The sequence below is a fragment of the Pseudoalteromonas sp. SCSIO_11900 genome (assembly GCF_000576475.1).
Classification (GTDB): Bacteria; Pseudomonadota; Gammaproteobacteria; order Enterobacterales; family Alteromonadaceae; genus Pseudoalteromonas; species Pseudoalteromonas tetraodonis.
This window is the reverse complement of the sequence record NZ_KK070023.1, coordinates 2,575,368-2,596,274: the sequence shown is the minus strand read 5'-3', so window position 1 is coordinate 2,596,274 and position 20,907 is coordinate 2,575,368. Positions and strand designations below refer to the sequence as shown.

15 protein-coding genes and 2 pseudogenes are annotated in these 20,907 nt (G+C 41.4%); 9 read left to right on the top strand and 8 right to left on the bottom strand.

The features are described 5' to 3' along the window. Window positions 1–55 precede the first annotated feature (55 nt). From BG00_RS12030 to BG00_RS12010, 5 genes are all read left to right on the top strand, one after another. Window positions 56–1,555 carry a tryptophan halogenase family protein gene (locus BG00_RS12030; protein ID WP_036982849.1) on the top strand — a complete coding sequence of 500 codons (1,500 nt, stop codon included), beginning with the start codon at window positions 56–58 and terminating at the stop codon, window positions 1,553–1,555. A 148-nt stretch (window positions 1,556–1,703) separates the two neighbouring features. Continuing rightward, window positions 1,704–3,560 (top strand): alpha-amylase family protein, encoded by a 1,857-nt coding sequence (locus BG00_RS12025; RefSeq protein WP_036983465.1) that lies wholly within the window; start codon window positions 1,704–1,706, stop codon window positions 3,558–3,560. Continuing rightward, window positions 3,557–5,050 carry an MFS transporter gene (locus tag BG00_RS12020; protein ID WP_036982848.1) on the top strand — a complete coding sequence of 498 codons (1,494 nt, stop codon included), beginning with the start codon at window positions 3,557–3,559 and terminating at the stop codon, window positions 5,048–5,050. Before BG00_RS12025 ends, BG00_RS12020 begins: the two co-directional genes overlap by 4 nt. 36 nt (window positions 5,051–5,086) lie before the next feature. Beyond that, window positions 5,087–7,489: a glycoside hydrolase family 15 protein gene (locus BG00_RS12015; protein ID WP_036982847.1), complete on the top strand. Its 2,403-nt coding sequence runs from the start codon at window positions 5,087–5,089 to the stop codon at window positions 7,487–7,489. 25 nt (window positions 7,490–7,514) lie between these two features. Then, window positions 7,515–9,227, top strand: coding sequence for an alpha-amylase family glycosyl hydrolase (locus tag BG00_RS12010; RefSeq protein WP_036982845.1), 1,713 nt, complete (start codon window positions 7,515–7,517; stop codon window positions 9,225–9,227). Window positions 9,228–9,627: 400 nt separating this feature from the next. Here the strand turns inward: BG00_RS12010 and BG00_RS17465 are convergent. The 7 genes and pseudogenes from BG00_RS17465 to BG00_RS11980 all read right to left on the bottom strand — a co-directional run. Next, window positions 9,628–9,942 (bottom strand): annotated as a pseudogene (locus tag BG00_RS17465) (IS110 family transposase); the annotation flags it as partial. Then, a pseudogene (locus tag BG00_RS18560) lies at window positions 9,929–10,298 on the bottom strand (IS982 family transposase); the annotation flags it as partial. The pseudogenes BG00_RS18560 and BG00_RS17465, both read right to left, overlap by 14 nt. A 331-nt stretch (window positions 10,299–10,629) precedes the next feature. Further along, window positions 10,630–12,354, bottom strand: a complete 1,725-nt coding sequence (locus BG00_RS12000; protein ID WP_036982844.1) for a proline--tRNA ligase — start codon at window positions 12,352–12,354, stop codon at window positions 10,630–10,632. 129 nt (window positions 12,355–12,483) lie between these two features. Next, a complete protein-coding gene (tsaA, locus tag BG00_RS11995; protein WP_036982843.1) occupies window positions 12,484–13,188 on the bottom strand; it encodes a tRNA (N6-threonylcarbamoyladenosine(37)-N6)-methyltransferase TrmO in 705 nt (234 codons plus the stop codon). A gap of 172 nt (window positions 13,189–13,360) precedes the next feature. Beyond that, window positions 13,361–13,930 (bottom strand): outer membrane beta-barrel protein, encoded by a 570-nt coding sequence (locus BG00_RS11990; RefSeq protein ID WP_036982842.1) that lies wholly within the window; start codon window positions 13,928–13,930, stop codon window positions 13,361–13,363. A gap of 250 nt (window positions 13,931–14,180) precedes the next feature. Next, complete coding sequence (locus tag BG00_RS11985; RefSeq protein ID WP_024602547.1) at window positions 14,181–14,645, bottom strand: acyl-CoA thioesterase; 465 nt, start codon at window positions 14,643–14,645, stop codon at window positions 14,181–14,183. 101 nt (window positions 14,646–14,746) lie between these two features. Then, complete coding sequence (locus BG00_RS11980) at window positions 14,747–16,393, bottom strand: electron transfer flavoprotein-ubiquinone oxidoreductase (RefSeq protein ID WP_036982841.1); 1,647 nt, start codon at window positions 16,391–16,393, stop codon at window positions 14,747–14,749. 219 nt (window positions 16,394–16,612) lie between these two features. On the opposite strand from BG00_RS11980, the gene BG00_RS11975 reads away from it, so the two are divergent. The 4 genes from BG00_RS11975 (at window position 16,613) to BG00_RS18175 (ending at window position 19,106) form a co-directional block, all read left to right on the top strand. Further along, window positions 16,613–17,362, top strand: coding sequence for an electron transfer flavoprotein subunit beta/FixA family protein (locus BG00_RS11975; protein ID WP_013464986.1), 750 nt, complete (start codon window positions 16,613–16,615; stop codon window positions 17,360–17,362). Next, entirely contained in the window at window positions 17,363–18,289 is a 927-nt protein-coding gene (locus tag BG00_RS11970) for an electron transfer flavoprotein subunit alpha/FixB family protein (RefSeq protein ID WP_036982839.1), read from the top strand. It abuts the gene before it with no gap. 118 nt (window positions 18,290–18,407) lie between these two features. Beyond that, a complete protein-coding gene (locus tag BG00_RS18180; RefSeq protein ID WP_253861388.1) occupies window positions 18,408–18,719 on the top strand; it encodes a hypothetical protein in 312 nt (103 codons plus the stop codon). A 129-nt stretch (window positions 18,720–18,848) separates the two neighbouring features. Further along, the gene (locus tag BG00_RS18175) at window positions 18,849–19,106 is read left to right on the top strand and encodes a hypothetical protein (RefSeq protein ID WP_249929896.1); all 258 of its coding nucleotides are present in this window, start codon (window positions 18,849–18,851) and stop codon (window positions 19,104–19,106) included. A 217-nt stretch (window positions 19,107–19,323) separates the two neighbouring features. Here the strand turns inward: BG00_RS18175 and asnS are convergent, their stop codons facing one another. Next, window positions 19,324–20,721 (bottom strand): asparagine--tRNA ligase, encoded by a 1,398-nt coding sequence (gene asnS / locus BG00_RS11960; protein WP_013464983.1) that lies wholly within the window; start codon window positions 20,719–20,721, stop codon window positions 19,324–19,326. Window positions 20,722–20,907: the final 186 nt, after the last annotated feature.

Below are 20,907 nucleotides of genomic sequence, written 5' to 3'. Positions count from 1 at the left end.
ACAAGGGCTTTTTTATATCGACTACACTTAAGTAAAAGCAAGTGGAGCAGGGGCTATGCAGAATAAACAAATAAAAGACGTGGTAATAGCGGGCGGTGGCACGGCTGGATGGATAACCGCAGCACTACTTAATAAAGTGCTCGGCAATGTTGTTAACATTACCCTTGTTGAGTCAGAGCAAATTGGTACTGTTGGGGTAGGTGAAGCCAGCATACCACCCATTCTTCATTTAAATGCGGCATTAGGTATACCAGAGAACGAGTTTATTAAAGCAACTCAAGCGACCATTAAATTGGGGATCGAGTTTGAAAACTGGCGAGCACCACAACACAGCTACATGCATGCTTTTGGCGATATAGGTAAAGACTTTCCGCTTTGTGAGTTTTACCATTTTTGGTTAAGAGCAAAGCAGCAAGGCTCAAAAACTGATTTTTGGGATTTCTCTCTCAATTACCAAGCAGCGAAAAAGCATAAATTTACGTATTTAAAACAAATACCTAATACTCAACTAACGGGCTTAAATTATGCCTACCATTTTGATGCCACCCTATATGGCGAGTTTTTAAAAGAGCTTACAATTTCGCGCGGCGTTAAACGTGTTGAAGGTAAAATAGCGCACGTTCATCAATGTGAAGAGAGCGGCTTTGTTCGTGCCCTAAAACTTGATGATGGGCAGTTAATATCAGGTGACTTATTTATTGATTGTACAGGGTTGAATGCCTTGTTGATTGAGCAAACCCTTAATACTGGCTTTGAAGATTGGTCACATTGGCTACCGTGTGACAGCGCACTTGCAGTTCAAACTAAAAGTGCGAATGATCCCGTGCCTTATACTCGCTCTATTGCGCATGATGCAGGTTGGCAGTGGCAGATACCACTTCAGCACCGTATTGGTAATGGCTTAGTGTTTTCAAGCCGCCATATGACGGATGAACAAGCTAAACAACAGTTATTAGATAATCTACCGGGTGAGCCTATCACAGAGCCACGGGTTATTCGTTTTAAAACCGGACGCCGTCGCAAGCAATGGCATAAAAATGTAGTAGCCATAGGTTTATCAAGTGGGTTTTTAGAGCCACTTGAATCAACCAGTATTCATCTAATACAAAGTGCTGTGACGCGTTTAATTAAGTTATTTCCTCACCATGGGGTTAGTGATGCGTTAGTAACAGAATTTAATAAGCAAAGCATCACCGAAATCGAGCATATTCGTGACTTCATTATTTTGCACTATAAGCTAACTGAGCGGAAAGATACTCCATTTTGGCGTCAATGTAAGCAAATGGAAATTCCGCAATCGTTAGCGCATAAAATGGATTTATTTAAACAAACGGGCAAAGTAGTGCGCGAAAACGACGAGTTATTTGCCGAAGTGGCGTGGCAACAAGTCATGATAGGTCAAGGCCTATTACCCGATGATTACGGTGCGCTAGCAGATTCATTAACCAATGAGCAATTAGCCGAGTTATTTAGTAATTTAAAAACATTAATAAATTCAACGGTAGAGCAACTGCCAAGTCACACCGTATTTTTAAGTAGTTTAAAACCAAAGTAAGCCCCCAAAAATTTTCATGCGGGCAGTTTAATTTTTGGGTTAACAGGTGCTGAATGTAGCTGTGAATACGTATGCAGCAACTGTAACCAAACTACAGTTAGCTTTAGTATAAACCAATGACAACACTGAAATAAAAATGACACACACAATGAAAAAAAGATTTTACATACCCTTGCTGCTATCAAGCACATTAGTTGTGCAAGGCTGCAGTGATGATAATGAAAGCACGCAAGCAAAAACGATTGTAAATAAGACAGAGCCTGTAAAGCCAGTTGTTTATCAAGTGTTTACCCGTTTATTTGGTAATACTCAAACCGCAAACATTCCATGGGGTACTAAAGAGCAAAATGGCGTGGGTAAGTTTGCTGACTTTAACGACGCAGCGCTTAAAGGCATTAAAGAATTAGGAACGACCCATGTGTGGTATACCGGCGTTTTACATCATGCCTTAGTGGGTGATTACACTGAGTACGGTATAAAACAAGACGATCCTGATGTGGTTAAAGGGCGTGCAGGTTCGCCTTACGCAATAAAAGATTATTACGATGTAAACCCTGATTTGGCGGTAAATGTAACGAACAGAATCGAAGAGTTTAGCGCGCTTATTGAACGTACCCACGATCATGATATGAAAGTGATAATAGACATTGTGCCCAATCACGTTGCACGTGATTACCACTCAACGGCTAAACCTAATGGCGTTAAAGACTTTGGTGAACAAGACGATACTCGCAAAGACTATGATGTTAATAATAACTTTTATTATGTACCCGGTGAGTCATTTCAAGTGCCTTCGAGCGATAGTTATCAGGTGCTTGGCGGAAATTCTCATCCTTTAGCTGATGGTAAATTTAATGAAACACCGGCTAAATGGACAGGAAACGGTGCACGCTCTCCACAGCCTGATATAAACGACTGGTACGAAACAGTAAAAGTAAACTACGGCGTTAAACCCGATGGTAGCCTAGATTTTCCAACTTTACCTAAGGCGCTAGAAAACCAAGATTACCGTGCACATTATGCCTTTTGGCAAGATAAAGAACTGCCAAATAGTTGGTATAAATTTAGAAATATTGCGCTTTATTGGTTAGATAAAGGCGTGGATGGCTTTCGCTATGATATGGCTGAAATGGTGCCGGTTGAATTTTGGAGCTTTTTAAATTCATCGATAAAAATGCATAAACCCGATGCATTTTTACTTGCCGAAGTGTACAACCCATTGATGTACCGAACTTACATTCACCAAGGTAAAATGGATTACTTGTATGACAAAGTAGGCTTTTACGACACCTTAAAAGCCATAATGCAAGGCAAGCAAGCCGCAAGTAGTATTTTTAATGCTCAGCAAAAAGTGGCTGACATAGAGCAACATATGCTGCACTTTTTAGAAAACCATGACGAACAACGTATCGCAAGTCCTGATTTTGCCGGCGATGCCGCATGGGGCAAGCCGGCAATGGTGGTCTCTCACTTAATCAGTCGCTCGCCAAGCTTGCTTTATTTTGGTCAAGATGTCGGTGAAGATGGCTCAGAAAACGCGGGGTTTGGTAGCCCAACTCGCACCAGTATTTTTGACTATATTGGTGTTCCTGCTCACCAAGCGTGGATGAACAACGGTAAATTTGATGGTGGTCAGTTAACAGCTGAACAAGCGCAATTACGCCAATATTATATTTCAATTATGGCACTTAACGATTTACCAGCGATTGTTGCCGGCGATATGGCGCAACTTATGATCACGGGGAGTGACAGCGTGGTTGGTTTTGTGCGTACCTTAGGGCAACAATCATTATGGGTGCTGAGTAACTTCAGTCAGCAAGCGCAAACAGTCACTATTACGCTCACGCCAAATCAAGCAACAATGCTCAAACCAAACTCAACGCTTTACGATCTATTAGAGTCGCATAACGGTATTTTGGTGAGCGATGAGAAACAAAATACAACCTTTACGCTGACCCTTGATGCACTCAGTAGTGCGGTTTTAATTAATAAGGCTGAAAAATGAATAACAATAAAAACAAACCAGATTTAAGTTTTTGGCAAATATGGAACATGTGCTTTGGCTTTTTAGGCATTCAATTTGGCTTTGCACTGCAAAACGGTAATGTAAGCCGAATATTTCAAACCCTTGGAGCGAATGTAGATGACATTCCTATTTTGTGGGTGGCAGCACCACTTACCGGTTTAATTGTACAGCCAATTATTGGTTACTGGAGCGATAAAACCTGGGGCAAATTAGGCCGCCGTCGTCCGTTTTTTTTATACGGCGCTATTTTAACCACATTATCGTTATTTGTTATGCCAAACTCACCAACACTTTGGATTGCAGCGGGCATGTTATGGATCATGGATGCATCGATTAACGTCACCATGGAACCATTTCGTGCTTTAGTAGGTGACAATTTGCCAAACAAGCAGCGCGCCACAGGCTATGCCATGCAAAGCTTTTTTATTGGTGTGGGAGCGGTGGTTGCATCAGCACTCCCTTGGATGATGACCAACTGGTTTGATATTGCTAATACCGCACCGATTGGTCAAATTCCTGACTCTGTAAAGTATTCGTTTTACTTTGGTGGTGTTATTTTATTTATTGCAGTCGGCTGGACTATTGTCACTACAAAAGAGTACTCACCCGAGCAGCTTGCACAATTTAATCAACAAGAATCACAAACAACACAAACCAATCTTACTAATAGCGTTAATTTCACCAAAGGCGGCGTTATTTTTAGCGGCTTAGGTTTGCTTGTTTTAGCCACTGTATTAGGGCTGGATCTGGAAAAAGAACTTTACTTGCTGGCTGCTGGGTTAGTTAGTTTTGGTGTTATTCAATTTATTGCAGCGGCATTAAAAGCTAAACAGCACACTAGCGGCGGTTTTTATAATGTAGTGAATGATGTATTTACTATGCCTGAGGCGATGAAGCAATTGGCATGGGTACAATTTTTTAGTTGGTTTGCGTTATTTGCTATGTGGATTTACAGCACCTCAGCGGTAACCAGTTTTCATTATGGTAGCAGCGATACAAGTTCAGTGGCGTATAACAATGGTGCAGACTGGGTGGGTATTTTATTTGCAGCCTACAACGGCTTTGCCGCGATTGCTGCTTTATGTATCCCGATCATCGTTAAGCGCGTCGGCTTAAAAGTAGCACATGCACTTAACCTTATTTTAGGTGCGTTGGGCCTAGCAAGCTTTATGTTTATAAAGGATCCAGGTTTACTTATTTGGCCAATGATAGGCGTAGGTTTTGCTTGGGCGTCTATTTTGTCATTACCTTATGCAATGTTAAGTACCTCGGTACCGAGTCATAAAATGGGCGTTTACATGGGCATTTTCAACTTTTTCATTGTGATCCCACAATTATTAGCCGCCAGCGTACTGGGATTAATATTACGCCACTTTTTTGAAAACCAACCTATTTACGCATTAGTACTGGGCGCCGTGTCGTTTGTACTTGCAGCGGTTGCGGTATTGCGTGTTAAGCACACTCAATAAAGTAACGAGTAAACTGAAATTAATTAAGGCTTTAGAATGAAAAAATTAAATACAATTACCACCAGTTTATTAATGCTTGGTTTAACAGCTTGTGGCGCGCAGCAAGAGCCTTCAAACAGCTCTATAATGCAAATATCGGCGCCGGGTGCCCCTGGGGCAGAGCCATTTTGGGCTTATGCAGGTAAAACCGGTATTGGCACATCTTTTGAGCAATATCAAAATGGCCATTACAGTGATGAGGCCCCTACAGGTAAAGTATCAAAAGTATGGTTTTCGATTGCCAAAGGGATGATCACTGAAACCATGTTCGGGCTTATTCATAAAGCGCAAATTAAAGACATGCAATTTGTTGTAGTCGGAAAAGATTTTACAGTCACCGAAGCTGACGATTTAGACGTTACCATTGATTACTTATATAAAGACGATAAAGGCCGCCCGTTATCATTAGCTTACAAAGTAGTAAGCAAAGATAAACAAGGCCGCTTTAGCCTCGAAAAACACATATTTACCGATCCTGATGGGCAAAGCTTATTTGTACGCAGTATTTTTAATACCCAGCTTGAAGGTGTGAAGGCCTACGTAAGCGTTAACCCGTATGTTGATAATAACGGCCTTGATGATTTTGCTAAAACTACAGAACAAGGGCTGCTGGCATGGCAAGACAACAGCTACCTTTCATTACAAGGTGCTCAGCCATTTAAACAAACAAGTGTTGGTTTTACAGGTGTAAGCGATGGTTTAAGCCAGCTTAAAACAACTCAGCAGCTTACTCAGGTTTATAAAAATACCGGTGAACAATCAGGTAATGTTAGCTTACTTGCAGAGCTGGGTGAAATTGGTGAAAACAGCCAGTTCGATTTAACCCTAAGCTTTGGTAATAGCGAACAAACCAGCTTTAAACAAGGCCAAGCTACGTTAGCCAAAGGTTACCAAGCGGTGCTTGATAATTACAACGGTAAAGGCGAAGCGCTTGGTTGGCAAGACTACCTGCAAAGCCTTGCACCGCTAAATAACATGAGCGAACAAACCGCTGATAACGGCAAATTACTTTACACCAGTGCCATGGTACTTAAAGCGCAAGAAGACAAAACTCATGCAGGCGCACTTATTGCCTCATTATCTAACCCATGGGGCGAAACCGTATCAGCTAAAACCGGCTCTACTGGTTACAAAGCGGTATGGGTGCGCGACTTTTATCAAGTTGCCATGGCGTTTATGGCCATGGGCGATACTGCAACAGCTAAAACCGCATTTGAATACCTTGAAAAAGTACAAGTAAACAGCAAAACCCCGGGCAACAACGGCGACACAGGGTGGTTTTTACAAAAAACACACGTAGATGGCGAACTTGAATGGGTAGGCGTACAGCTAGACCAAACTGCTATGCCACTCATGCTTGCATGGAAACTCCATCAAGCTGATGTTTTAACAGATGCAGAGCTGAGCGATTGGTATAGCCGTATGTTAAAGCCTGCGGCAGACTTTTTAGTTGAGGGTGGCCGTGCAAACATTCTGTGGAATGACACACAAATAACGCCGCCAGCCACTCAGCAAGAACGCTGGGAGGAGCAAGAAGGGTATTCGCCATCAACCACCGCCGCTGTTGTTGCTGGTTTAATTACTGCAGCCGATATCGCTAAACTAGCAGGTGATGATGCCAATGCAACACGTTACCTAAATACAGCTAAGCGTTATAACAATGATATTGAAAAATTAATGTTTACAACGGCTGGTAATTTAGAGTCGAGCGCCTCTGATGGTGAATATTTCATTCGCATTGGCCAAGACAAAGATGCTAACTCAAATACCAAAATTAACGCTAATAATGGCCGTGACGGGTTTAATAAAAAGCAAATACTTGATGGTGGATTTTTAGAGCTCGTTCGCTATGGTGTACGTGATGCACTAGCGCCGAGCATAGTAAAAACCCTCCCAGAATATGATGACGAAACCCTAACAGATAACCTACAAGTTAAATACAGCTTTGAGTTTACTGATGGCAGCGGCACATTTGCAGGCTACCGCCGTTATGGTAACGACGGGTACGGTGAAGATGAAGTAACGGGCGCTAATTATGCCGAAGGTGGGAAAAATAGCCCAGGGCAACGTGGGCGAGTTTGGCCATTTTTTACCGGTGAACGTGGTCATTACGAAATTGCCGCTGCAAATGCCAATAACAGTTTAGATGCAACAAAACAGCAGGCTATTAAAAATAGCTATGTAAAAGGGCTAGAGCAATTTGCTAACGAAGGTATGATGCTACCAGAACAAGTATGGGATGGCGTAGGCGTAAATAAAGCAGGATACACGTTAGGCGAGGGTACAAACTCGGCCACACCACTGGCGTGGACGCATGCGGAATACGTGAAACTAGTGCGCTCATTAAGTGACAAGCAAGTATGGGATCATTATCCAGTTGTTACTAAAGCACTAAAATAACTGCAAACCAATTAACGAGGCTGAAATGAAAACATTTACCTTGAGCGCATTAGCATTAGCAATCATGCTAACAGGCTGCCAGAACGCACCATCATTAAATAACAACACGAATAATACCGAAATATCGCAATTAAATACTAAACAACAAGCAAGCCCGTGGTGGGAAAGCGCCATTTTTTACCAAATTTGGCCCCGCAGTTTTTACGACAGCGATGCTGATGGCCATGGCGATTTTAACGGTATGACCCAAAAGCTCCCGTATCTACAAGAGCTTGGCGTTAACGCATTGTGGTTAACCCCGATGTTTGAAGCACCTTCTTACCATGGTTATGATTTTACTGAATTTTACCAAGTAGAAAACGACTACGGCAGCATGGCCGAGTTTGAAGCCTTTATAAAAGCTGCTGACGACAAAGGCATGAAAGTCATACTTGATTTAGTTATAAATCATATATCAAGTAACCATGAATGGTTTCAGCGTTCAGCAAAACAACAAGCCCCTTATACAGATTACTTTATTTGGCGCGACGATATGCCAAAAGCCGGAAGCGGCTGGGGCCACGCATGGAGTAATAACGACCAACCCGATGCTGTATGGCATTGGAATGAAACTCGCCAGCAGTATTACTATGGTGCGTTTGGAGCAAGCCAACCTGACTTGAATTTACGCCACCCAGATGTTGTTGCCGAAATGGAAAAAATGGCTAAGTTTTGGCTCGATAAAGGCGTTGCAGGGTTTAGATTAGACGCAGTACGTTTTGCCATGGAAGGTGGCGCAGATGCGCAAGCCGATACCGACGAAACCATTGCATATTGGCAGCACTTTAACCAATACGTAAAAAGCGTTGATCCAGAGGCGTATTTAGTGGGTGAAGCATGGGCTGACATTCCCGTTGCAGCAAAATACTTTGGCGAAGGTAAGGGCCTCGACCAAGGCTTTGATTTTGAAGTAGGCTATAAAATACTGGGCTTATTAAAACCCGATGTCAGTGGTGAAGCGCAATTTGGCACCATGCAATCTAACCAACAAGTGAATACAGTTGATGCCAATGTGCTTAAACAAAATTTACAACAGCGTATAGATTCAACTGCGCCACTTGATTTTTTTGCACCGTTTTTAACTAATCACGACCAAGAACGTGTGGCTTATCAACTTGCAGAGCATGACGATAAAGCAAAACTTGCTGCCGCCATGTTATTTAGCTCTCCGGGTACTCCGTATATTTATTACGGTGAAGAAATTGGCTTAACACAAGGTGGTACAGGTCACGACGTGTATAAACGTGCGCCAATGCAATGGGATAACAGCAATCAAGCTGGCTTTACTCAAGCTCAAACAAGTTGGGTTGAGCAGGCTGAACTGTTTGGTGATAACTACACCCAGTGGTGGCCAGAATTTTTAGCACAGCAAATTAATGCTGCTGATCGCAATGTAAAAACGCAACAAGCACAATCTGATTCACTGTGGCGTATATACCAGCACTTAATCACATTGAAAAAACAGCGCCCAGAACTGGGTATTAAAGGTAGTTATGAATTAACGCAACACAACAACGGCCTTGTCGAAATAACCCGCGAGTTAAACGGCAGTAAAAGTATGTTTATACTTAACTTAACCGCTAACCCGCAAAGCATCAGTAGCATAAAACGTGAGGGGTTAACGCCTAGCTGGCAACACGACCTCAATGACGAGCAACTCGCAGCCTATGGTTTGTTGTTACTAAACAACGCACTCTAAATAAAATATACACAAATTGGGGTTAACATACGTTAGCCCCTTTTGTGAATATGCTTTAATTGCATCCCCCAACTTATAGCGCATTTTAATGAGTCATAAGTCGCTTAACTTCTTCTGGCGTCATGGCGCTTATCATAAAAATGAATATAAGATGCAATCCACCTCAGGTAGGTGTCCACGGTACGTAATGAATACTGACGTACCAACATATAATAAGCGACATAAATTAAAAATGGGGAACGCGTTTTCATATCATCACCAATGTTGAGGGCTGTATAAATATACAGCCTAGTTGTTTTGCTCACATATTCAAGAAAATGAGCGCACTTTCTTCTTTCTTATTATATTTAGTAGCAAGAAATAACTATAGCTGGCAATTGCATTAACTCTAATTCGTTTATCATGCGGGTACTCTTGCCAATCTAAGTTTTGTATTCACTGGCGTAAGCACCACTTCTTTAGCAATGGCCCATATGTACGCAATCATTTCTCGGGCAATTGCGGTGACAACCAGGTTGTAGTGTTTCCCTTTGGCTATCATTTTTTTATAGCGCTTGCAGAGCCTAAGTTGTGCTTTCCACGCAATATCAATAATGTCCTTTGGTAAACCTTCTTGTCGCTTTTGCATATCTGTCGATATATTTGCTGCATAGCGATAAGTGTACGCGCCTTCAACAAGGAGGCGTCTTGCTCGGCTATTTCCGCATTTTGTGACACACCTTGAGTGGAATCGATAAATGCAATGCCTGTTGATTTATCAAAGCGTTGCTTCAGATAGCTACACAGAGTAGGTAACGTGGCTTGAAGTAACTTCAACATACGTGTATAACTGACTAAATCAGGGAAATAATGTCGCCAATACTGACAAACAAATTTGGTGTAGTAAGTTTTAAAATCGCGATAACCTGATTGATGAAAGGCAATTAATATAGTCATCACTTTGCAAGAAGATAGTCGAGATGGCTTAATGCGTTGCTTTTCACTTGACGCTATTAGGTGTTTAAGCCATTGAGGTTCAAACAATAAACAAAAATCATCGACATCTAGGTAAATTGCATCTAAGTTATTCATGCCCTTGCCTCGGTAATTTTATGTTTCTTAGTCGAAAGATCTGATCACCGCAAGGGCGTTTAGTTCCATTTCTTATGTGCAGCTCAGGTTAATTAGTAAATATGTAACGCTAGAAATATGGGAGCTTTTAAATGAGCTTAAAGACATGGCTATTGCAAAAGGCATCATAGAGAAGGACGATACGTAGTTTTAATCTATTTTCATCTGCTTTAAATTGATTATTGATAGTAGTATCAGTGACGCACATTTTGAACTTAAATCATCATATTCACGGCCATAAAAAACCGCTGTATGAAAAAATCATACAGCGGTTTTTTAATTAACTTTAAGCTTATGCATTAAATTGATTTTTGATTGTTTCAATCGCGCTATCAATATCTATCATTAGTTTTTCACCAGTGCGGCGGTTTTTAAGTTCTACCTTGTTTTCATCAAGGTTACGCTCACCAATTACAAGCGTGTAAGGCACACCGAGTAATTCCATGTCGTTAAACATAACACCAGGGCGCTCTTTACGGTCATCAAATAGCACATCTAAACCTGCATCTTTCAAACCTTGATATAGATTATTAGCAATATCAGGGATACGATGCGATTTATGCATATTCATTGGCACAATTGCTAAATCGAAAGGGGCGATGGCTTTAGGCCAGGTAATACCGTATTGGTCGTTATTTTGCTCAATGGCAGCGGCAACAACACGCGATACACCAATACCATAACAACCCATAGTCATTGTTTGGTTTTTACCCGATTCGCTTAATACACCTGCTTTCATTGCTTCTGAGTACTTAGTACCTAGTTGGAAAATATGACCAACTTCAATACCGCGCTTAATTTGCAACGTGCCTTGGCCACACGGGCTAGGATCGCCCTCAACAATATTACGGATATCAGCAACTTCGTAGTCTGTTACGTCGCGGTCCCAGTTAATACCACTAAAGTGCTCATCGTCTTTGTTGGCACCAGCTACAAAATCAGCCATTACATTCGCCGCTCTATCAACAATAATTGGCATGTTTAAGCCAACAGGGCCTAAAGAACCCGGTTTTGCGCCAATGGCAGCGACAATATCTGCCTCGGTTGCCATCTCTAGTGGTGAAGAAACCAGTGGGTGTTTTTCAGCTTTAAGTTCATTAAGCTCGTGATCGCCACGCAGTACTAGTGCAACTAAGCCACGTTTTCCGTCTTCATCAGGGGCGCCATAAACAATCAGTGTTTTAACACCGCGATGTGGTTTTACACCATAGTGTTTTTTCAGCTCATTAATTGTTTTAGCATCTGGCGTTGGGAATGCTTTTAGCTCTTTGCTTGCTTCAGGGCGCGCTTCAGTTGGCGCTAGCGCTTCAGCTTTTTCAATATTAGCGGCGTAGTCACTGGCATCACTAAAGGCAATAGCGTCTTCGCCAGATTCAGCAAGTACGTGAAACTCATGCGATACACTACCGCCTATAGAGCCGGTATCAGCAATAACAGGGCGGAAATCAAGGCCTAAACGTTCAAAAATATTACAGTAGGCTTTGTGCATAACTTGATAAGTTGCATCTAAACATTCATCGGTTAAATGGAATGAGTAAGCATCTTTCATAGTAAATTCACGAGCACGCATAACACCAAAACGCGGGCGACGTTCGTCACGTACTTTGGTTTGTACTTGGTATAAAGTAATAGGCAGTTGCTTGTAGCTGTTAATTTCTTTGCGGACAAAATCGGTGATCACTTCTTCATGGGTAGGACCCATAGCAAATTCACGATTGTGACGATCGGTAAAGCGCATAAGCTCTGGACCAAACTCACTCCAGCGGCCCGATTCTTCCCATAAGTCAGCCGGTTGAATTACTGGCATTAGCATTTCAATTGCGCCTGCTTTATCCATTTCTTCGCGTACAATGTTTTCTACTTTTCTAAGCACACGTAAACCAGAGGGTAGCCAAGTGTATAAACCCGAAGCGACGCGACGGATCATTCCGGCTCTAAGCATTAATTGATGCGATACAATTTCCGCATCTGATGGCGTTTCTTTAAGTGTAGCGAGTATATATTGACTAGTACGCATGTTTTTTCCGAAATAGAGTAATATGTTCTTTTAATTAAGGCGCTCAGTTTACCAGCGGATGCATTGACACTAAAGCGCTAAGTGATTTTTTATCGCATTTTATAGCCATAGCAGGGTTTTAAAGTTAGTTTAACTGGTCTCTATATGAGTAACCAGATGATGAGAGTCAGTCACTTGCCAGGTAATGTTGTATTCATACAAATTCATACCATAACTTTGTATGCCTTGTTTCTGCTTTTTATACGCTGGGCGAGGATCTTGTTTTAGCACATTGCTGATAAACGCTTGTAGCTCAGGATAGTGGCTTTGTTTATTTATAAATTCCAAAGCTTGCTCACTAAATTCAACACTCATGTGAGTTTCTGGGCGCGTGTCGGCAAAGCCTGCACTGGCATCAGGTAAAGCGTCTGAATAGGGCAAATAAGGCTTAATATCAACAATAGGTGTACCATCAAGTAAATCAATACCGGCGAGCAATAACGCTAACTGCCCTTTTTTGTATTCAATTCCCTCTAACTTAACAGCACTCATCCCTATAGCGTTAGGTCTGAATGTAGCGCGTGTGGCAAAAACGCCTTTACGCTCATTGCCACCAAGGCGCGGCGGGCGCACCATTGCTGAATAGCCTTTATCTGCGGTTTCATGAAAACGAAATAATAGCCAAATATGGCTAAATTCATCTAAACCACGAACAAATTCTTCACGATTAAAATCTGGAGCAAAAATAAGTTTAGCTTTTGCTTCTGGCACTAATCGAGGTTGTCTAGGAATGGCAAACTTTTGTTTATACGGTGATTGAATATGACCAATAGCCGAAATCTGATAATCGCTCATAATGCTCGCTAACAAATAAAATAGGGAGGTATTCTACCTGTAATTACCATTGGTGGCATTAGCTTAATATAATCAGCATAAAGAGAGTTTAGACTGATTCGTTTAAATGTGGAATAACAAAGGGCAAGGCTAAACCTAGCCTTACCCTTACATTGCAACTATTGAGTTGTTATTAAAACATATATTGGAAAGATACTGACGCAACGTCCATTTCTGGGTCGATATCATCATCTAATTCGTAACGCTCATACTCTAAACGCACTTGCATATTGGTTGTGAAAGCATATTCAATACCTGCACCATAAAATACGTCACCACCGTCTTGTGATACGCTAACGCTGCCTACTGGTAGTTCTTGAGTTAAATCAGCATCCCATTCGAACCAACCGCCTTTTGCATAGATAGAAAAATCTTCAGTGATTGGCGCTGCAAAACGCGCTGCTAGTGATACCCCATCAATTTCTGCTTTACTGTCTATGTCACTCACTTCATCAAAATTTTGATAGGCAAGTTCAAGGCTTATATGTTCATTAAATTGAGTACCGATATAACCTTTTAACATTTGCGCGTCGTCATCGAAATCGGTGTCGTTTTCGCTATCTTCAAACTGAAATGAATATTGGCCGTAACCAATACCCGTATAAATACGTGGAGAGTCCATGTCGGTAACATCTGCCTGTGCTGCTGAATTAAAACCCAGTGTTGCTAAAGCAAGTGCAGAAAGAGAAAGTGTTTTAATCATTGTATAGCTCCTTTAAAAAATAAAATCTAATGTTCGATAGATTCATCAAACGTCAATTATCTAATTGCAGTGAACATGCCAATAATTTTTTTGTTTAATATTTGCTCTTAAAGTGTATTTATTGAACTTTTTTGGTGGTTTAAGTACGCAAAACATCCAGCTGTTAAGCGTACTGTTAATTTGTAAAAAAATAAAAATTGTAGAATTTACAGTTTGCTGTAGTTTATACATACCTGCAAAAAGTACTTAATTAAACTTGATAAAGTAAGTTTTCTGTTTCTATCGCTATTTGTTTCATTTTAATGGCGTAATTTTCTAGCTTTTTATCTTCGTCAGTAACAGATGTGAATTCAGGAACGGCAACAGGGTAACCGGTCTCATCCATAGCAACAAAACTTATTACACAATGATTAGTTTCAACTAAGTTTTGGGTTTTAGGGTCGCCACAGCGTACTTGAATGAAAATTTGCATACTGGTTTTACCTGTGTGTGCAATTTTGGCTTCCACTTCAACAATTTGGCCAACCAAAATAGGGCGGCTAAACTTAACGCCCGCAACCGATACGGTTACGCAGTAATGACCGCTCCAACCTGCAGCACAGGCATAGCCTGCTTGGTCAATCCACTTCATGACCACACCACCATGCACCTTACCACCAAAATTTACATCGGTAGGCTCTGCTAAAAAACGAAAAATTACACTCGACGACGCCATAACATACTCTCATTTATTCATATTACTTAACAGCATAGCGCAAAAAAGGGGCCGAAGCCCCTGCAATTTAGGATAAGTTTATAATTTCTTTAGAAAGGTTGTTACATATTGGGGTAGTTAGGACCGCCGGCACCTTCAGGAGTGACCCAGGTGATATTTTGGCTCGGATCTTTAATATCACAGGTTTTACAATGCACACAGTTTTGCGCATTGATCACGAAGGCTTGCTCGCCTTCGACTTCTTGTACTTCATAAACGCCGGCAGGACAGTATCGCTGTGCAGGCTCATCAAATTTAACTAAATTTACCTTAATCGGAACTGATGCATCTTTGAGTTTCAAATGACACGGCTGCGATTCTTCATGATTAGTGTTTGATAAAAATACCGAAGAAAGCTTATCAAAGCTGAGTTTGCCATCAGGCTTCGGATAGGCAATCTTTTGAGCTTGATCAGCGTCTTTCAAAGTGGCGTGATCGGGTACGTTATCTTTAAAATTAAACGGTAGGGCACCCTTAAATATGTTTTGATCAAGGGTGTTATACGCACCGCCTGCAAATTTGCCTAAGGTATGCATAGCGGGGCCAAAGTTACGCGATTGATAAAGCTCTTTATACGCCCATGATTTTTTAAACTCAGCGGTGTACTGGGTTAAATCCGTGTTAGCTAAATCGTTTTGTAACGCATTAAAAATCACCTCAGCGGCTATCATGCCTGACTTCATAGCCGTATGATTACCTTTAATTTTTGCAAAGTTTAGGGTGCCTGCATCACAGCCCACTAATAAGCCACCCGGGAAATGCATTTTAGGCAAAGAGTGTAAACCGCCTTTGGCAATGGCGCGCGCACCATAAGCAATACGCTCACCCCCTTCAAGGGTTTTTTTAAATACCGGGTGGTGTTTTAAACGCTGAAACTCATCAAATGGGCTTAAATGTGGATTTGAATAATTTAAATCAACAATTAAACCAACCACCACTTGGTTGTTTTCGCTATGATACATAAAAGCACCACCGCCAGTATCGCCACTCAATGGCCAACCGGTTCCGTGAACTACTTTACCAAGCTGATGTTTAGATTCATCTACTTGCCAAATTTCTTTAAAGCCTAAACCGTAATGCTGTGGCGAGCTTTCATCGTCTAAAGCAAACTGATTGATCAGTTGCTTACCTAAATGGCCGCGACAGCCTTCAGCAAATACCGTGTATTTAGCACGTAACTCCATACCCGGCATGTAACCGTCTTTTTCGTCGCCGTTTTTATCCAGCCCCATATCACCGGTAATAATGCCTTTAACAACATCATCTTCAATAATAAGTGAATGAGCACTAAAGCCTGGAAATATTTCAACGCCCAAGTTTTCTGCTTGCTCAGCAAGCCAACGACATACATTCCCCATAGAAACAATGTAGTTACCGTTATTATGAAATGTGTTAGGGGTTGCAAAATGAGGTATAGAGGTTGCTTTTTGTTCGTTATTAAACCAATAAATTTCATCGCTTTGGACTTTAGTCGTAACAGGCGCGCCCAATTCTTGCCAGTTTGGCAGTAGTTCATCCAATGCTTTGGTTTCAAAAACAGCACCTGATAATACATGCGCGCCCACTTCAGAGCCTTTTTCAACCACACAAATCATGCACTCTTGTTGTTTTTCTTGTGCTTGCTGCGCGAGTTTAATTGCTGTTGAAAGCCCAGCAGGGCCTGCCCCTACAACAACAACATCAAATTCCATGGTTTCGCGTTCAATCATAATAACCTCTTTATCTATGACGGACTTACTCTTGCCCTATAGGCAAAAAGTAAGCTAAGCAACCTGTTATTTTGTGATGCAAATTAAACGTTACAGGTTGTGAATAGTTTAAGGTTATTTTAGGTTGACGTTTACGTCAACAGGAAGTAGTCTGATTTCATAAAATAAATAGGTTGACGTATACGTTAGCTTATAGGTTTAAATAATTATGGAGTCCCTATGAAAGTTCTCGTACCAATAAAAAGAGTGATTGATTACAACGTAAAAGCTCGCGTTAAACCTGATAACAGCGGTGTTGATTTAACAAACGTAAAAATGGCAATGAACCCATTTTGTGAAATTGCGGTAGAAGAAGCGATTCGTTTAAAAGAAGCGGGTACTGCAAGCGAAGTGGTTGTTGTGACTATTGGCGCTAAAGCATCACAAGAGCAATTACGCACAGCACTTGCCCTTGGCGCTGATAAAGCGATTCATGTTGAAACCGAGCAAAACCTAGAATCTCTCCATATTGCAAAGTTACTTGCGAAAGTGGTTGAGCAAGAATCTCCTGAGCTCGTTATTTTAGGCAAGCAATCTATCGATTCTGATAATAATCAAACGGGCCAAATGCTCGCTGCATTAACTAATCGCGGCCAAGGTACATTTGCTTCAAAAGTGGTTATTGAAAATGGCAAAGTGAATGTAACCCGCGAAGTTGATGGCGGTTTGCAAACTGTTGCACTTAATTTACCAGCGATTGTAACCACCGATTTACGTTTAAACGAGCCACGTTATGCGTCGCTACCTAATATCATGAAAGCCAAACGTAAACCGCTAGAAGTTATTGCGGCTGATTCGTTAGGTGTCGATTTAACACCGCGTATTGAAGTCGTTCGTGTAGAAGAACCAGCAAAACGCAGCGGCGGCATTATTGTTGAAGACGTTGCACAGCTTGTGGAAAAACTTAAAACAGAGGCAAAGGTGATTTAAATGAAAACTCTTGTAATTGCAGAGCACGATAACGGTGCCTTAAAACCAGAAACCTCAAAAACCATTAACGCCGCTAAAAAATTAGGCTTTGATGTCGATGTATTGTTAGCTGGCATAAACTTAGGTGCCATGAGTGAGTCACTTGCGAGCACTGAGGGGGTTACAAATGTATTACTTGCAGATAACGCGGTGTACGAGCATCAACTTGCCGAAAGCATGACAGATTTAGTGTTATCACTTGCAGGTGAGTACAGCCATATTGTGGCAAGTGCCACAACGACAGGTAAAAACTTTATGCCGCGTGTTGCCGCATTATTAGATGTTGCACAAATTTCAGAAATTATTGCTGTTATTGACGCAGACACGTTTAAACGCCCAATCTATGCGGGAAATGCCATAGCAACGGTTAAATCACTCGATAATAAAAAAGTGATCACCGTGCGTGCAAGTAGCTTTGATTTACAAGGCGAACAAGCGCCAGCTAATGTCACAACCTTAGATACGGTCTCTGATTCACAGTTAAGTAGCTTTGTTAGTGTTGAGCAAACCGAATCTGAACGCCCAGAGCTCACTGCAGCTGATGTGGTTATTTCAGGTGGTCGAGGTATGCAAAATGGTGAAAACTTTGCACTTCTTAATGGTATTGCCGATAAGCTGGGGGCTGCAATTGGCGCTTCACGTGCAGCGGTTGACGCAGGCTTTGTCCCTAACGATATGCAAGTAGGTCAAACAGGTAAAATTGTTGCGCCTAATTTATACATAGCCGTAGGTATAAGTGGTGCTATTCAGCATTTAGCTGGCATGAAAGATTCAAAAATTATTGTGGCCATTAATAAAGACCCAGATGCGCCAATATTCCAAGTGGCTGATTACGGTTTAGTTGCTGATTTATTTGATGTATTACCTGAGCTTGAACAAGCTTTATAAAGTTTAATAACCACAGCATAATATAAAGTTAAATATTCTGATTTAAAGCCGCCGTTTCATTATTGATTCTGCGGCTTTTTTCATTAAAAAAACCAACAGCACAGCTAATGCAAGCCAAGTGTTACGGCTGATAAAACGAGCAGCAATTATTTTTGCTATTGGCTTAGCGTTAAATATTTACCCCTTTACCACGAGCATTGAAAACTTGAGAATACTGGGCGTATTACAGCGAATAGGCATTGCCTATATTTTAGCGTCTATCTGTGTATTGTTACTCAATAGGCGAGGGGTGATCAGCTTATCGGTTGTTATTTTAATTGCATATTGGTTACTGCTTTTAAGTGTTGGTTCTAATAATGCCTATACACTAGAGAATAACCTGGATAGAACGGTTTATATAGCGGTGTTAGGTGAACCGCATTTGTGGTGAAGTAAAGGATTAGCGTTTGATCCAGAAGGGCTTTTGAGCACCTTACCTAGTGTCGTGAGTGTTTTATTTGGCTTTTAGGTTACCCGCCTACTTACCAGCTCTAGCAGTCAATGGACAAGTATTAAGCGTTTGTTGTTAATCGGGGTTGTCGGTATTGCTCTAGAGCAATTAGGCTCGCTGATTATGCCAATTAATAAACCGCTTTGGACCAGTACCTTTGTTATTTACACCTCAGGGATTGCCTGTATTGTACTGGCCTTTTTTGTGTGGCTTTGCGACATAGTAAAACCCGAACGTCTTGTTAATCCATTAATTGTGTATGGCTCGAATCCTTTGTTTTTTTTATGTGTTATCGGGTGTGTGGGTACTGAGCTATTCACTAGTTAATATTGGCGAGCTAAACTTGGGGGGGGGATGTATGAGCAACTCGCTTTAGTTATGAGTGCTAAATTGGCATAGTTCACCTTTGCTTTATTACATGTTATAGGCTTTTAGTTAATGTCAAATATGCTTTATAAACGCAAGATATTTATAAAGATTTAGATAAAGACAATAAAAAACCAACCCTTAGGTTGGTTTTTTATTTAACGTTACAAAGCGTGGCTTAGTACGTTGCGCTGCCTTTAGTACGTGGGAATGCAATCACATCACGTACGTTACCCATACCGGTAACATAAGCAACTAAGCGCTCAAACCCTAAACCAAAGCCAGAGTGTGGCACGCTACCGTATTTACGTAGGTCGCGGTACCAGCTGTAGTCTTCTTTATTTAAGCCCATTTCGTCAAGGCGTGCATCTAATACATCAAGACGCTCTTCACGTTGTGAACCACCAATGATCTCACCAATACCAGGTGCCACTACGTCCATAGCCGCAACAGTTTTACCGTCTTCGTTTTGACGCATGTAAAATGCTTTAATATCGCGCGGGTAGTTTTTAATAACAACCGGCGCTTTAAAGTGTTCTTCTGCTAGGTAACGCTCGTGCTCAGACTGTAAATCTACACCCCATTCAACAGCGTACTCAAACTTCTTGCCACATGCTTTTAGAATTTCTACAGCGTCTGTGTAATCAACTTGTGCGAAGTCTTTTTCAACAAATTCTTCTAAACGGCTAATCGCAGTTTTTTCGATACGTTGAGCAAAAAACTCCATGTCGTCACGGCGTTCTTCTAATACCGCTTTAAACACGTACTTAAGCATGTTTTCAGCCAATTTTGCGATATCTTCTAAATCAGCAAACGCAACTTCTGGCTCTACCATCCAAAATTCAGCTAAGTGGCGAGATGTATTTGAATTCTCTGCACGGAACGTAGGGCCAAAGGTGTAAATTTTAGACATAGCTGATGCATATGTTTCACCGTTTAGCTGGCCAGATACCGTTAGGAATGCTTCTTTACCAAAAAAGTCTTCGCTGTAATCAATTTCGCCTTTATCTGTCATTGGCAGGTTTTGCATATCAAGGGTTGATACGCGGAACATTTCACCCGCACCTTCACAGTCACTGGCTGTGATGATTGGTGTACTGATCCAGTAAAAGCCTTGCTCATGGTAAAAACGATGAATCGCTTGCGCTAAACAGTTACGTACACGCGTTACTGCGCCAATCATATTGGTGCGCGGGCGAAGGTGAGCGTGCTCACGTAAATATTCAATGCTGTGGCGCTTAGCCGACATTGGGTAAGTATCTGGATTTTCAACCCAACCTAACACAGTCACTGAATTAGCTTGAATTTCGAAAGATTGACCTTGTCCTGCAGATTGCACTAATACACCGGTAACCGACACAGAACAGCCTGCTGTTAAGCTTGTAACTTCATCATAATTATTCAGTGAATTAGGAACTACCGCTTGAATAGGATCAAAACACGAACCGTCATGAACGGCTAAAAATGATATTCCTGCTTTTGAATCGCGGCGTGTACGGATCCAGCCTTTAATGGTTACTTGGCTGTCTACCGCAACATTGCCTTTTAATAGCTCTGAAATCGCTAAATGGCTCATCTTCACTCCAATGATATAAGTTGCCTAACTATATAAATTAATTGTGCGTTACTCATGCATTTATGTATGTAAGGTCACTGCACTTGAACCTTGTATAATACCTAGTAAAGTAAAATAAAAAAACTGTTGTGGGCAACTCTTTAAAAGTTTTTAGTCACGCGCGGTTTTTTTAACCAGTTTTTAGAG

Bases quoted from the DNA above. Each gene is read 5' to 3' on its own strand.
- BG00_RS11975 (WP_013464986.1), top strand. From the start codon at position 16,613: ATGAAAGTTCTCGTACCAATAAAAAGAGTGATTGATTACAACGTAAAA.
- BG00_RS12015 (WP_036982847.1), top strand. From the start codon at position 5,087: ATGAAAAAATTAAATACAATTACCACCAGTTTATTAATGCTTGGTTTA.
- tsaA (WP_036982843.1), bottom strand. From the start codon at position 13,188: ATGAGCGATTATCAGATTTCGGCTATTGGTCATATTCAATCACCGTAT.
- BG00_RS12020 (WP_036982848.1), top strand. From the start codon at position 3,557: ATGAATAACAATAAAAACAAACCAGATTTAAGTTTTTGGCAAATATGG.
- BG00_RS12030 (WP_036982849.1), top strand. From the start codon at position 56: ATGCAGAATAAACAAATAAAAGACGTGGTAATAGCGGGCGGTGGCACG.
- BG00_RS11980 (WP_036982841.1), bottom strand. From the start codon at position 16,393: ATGATTGAACGCGAAACCATGGAATTTGATGTTGTTGTTGTAGGGGCA.
- BG00_RS12025 (WP_036983465.1), top strand. From the start codon at position 1,704: ATGAAAAAAAGATTTTACATACCCTTGCTGCTATCAAGCACATTAGTT.
- BG00_RS11990 (WP_036982842.1), bottom strand. From the start codon at position 13,930: ATGATTAAAACACTTTCTCTTTCTGCACTTGCTTTAGCAACACTGGGT.
- BG00_RS11985 (WP_024602547.1), bottom strand. From the start codon at position 14,645: ATGGCGTCGTCGAGTGTAATTTTTCGTTTTTTAGCAGAGCCTACCGAT.
- BG00_RS12010 (WP_036982845.1), top strand. From the start codon at position 7,515: ATGAAAACATTTACCTTGAGCGCATTAGCATTAGCAATCATGCTAACA.
- asnS (WP_013464983.1), bottom strand. From the start codon at position 20,721: ATGAGCCATTTAGCGATTTCAGAGCTATTAAAAGGCAATGTTGCGGTA.
- BG00_RS11970 (WP_036982839.1), top strand. From the start codon at position 17,363: ATGAAAACTCTTGTAATTGCAGAGCACGATAACGGTGCCTTAAAACCA.
- BG00_RS12000 (WP_036982844.1), bottom strand. From the start codon at position 12,354: ATGCGTACTAGTCAATATATACTCGCTACACTTAAAGAAACGCCATCA.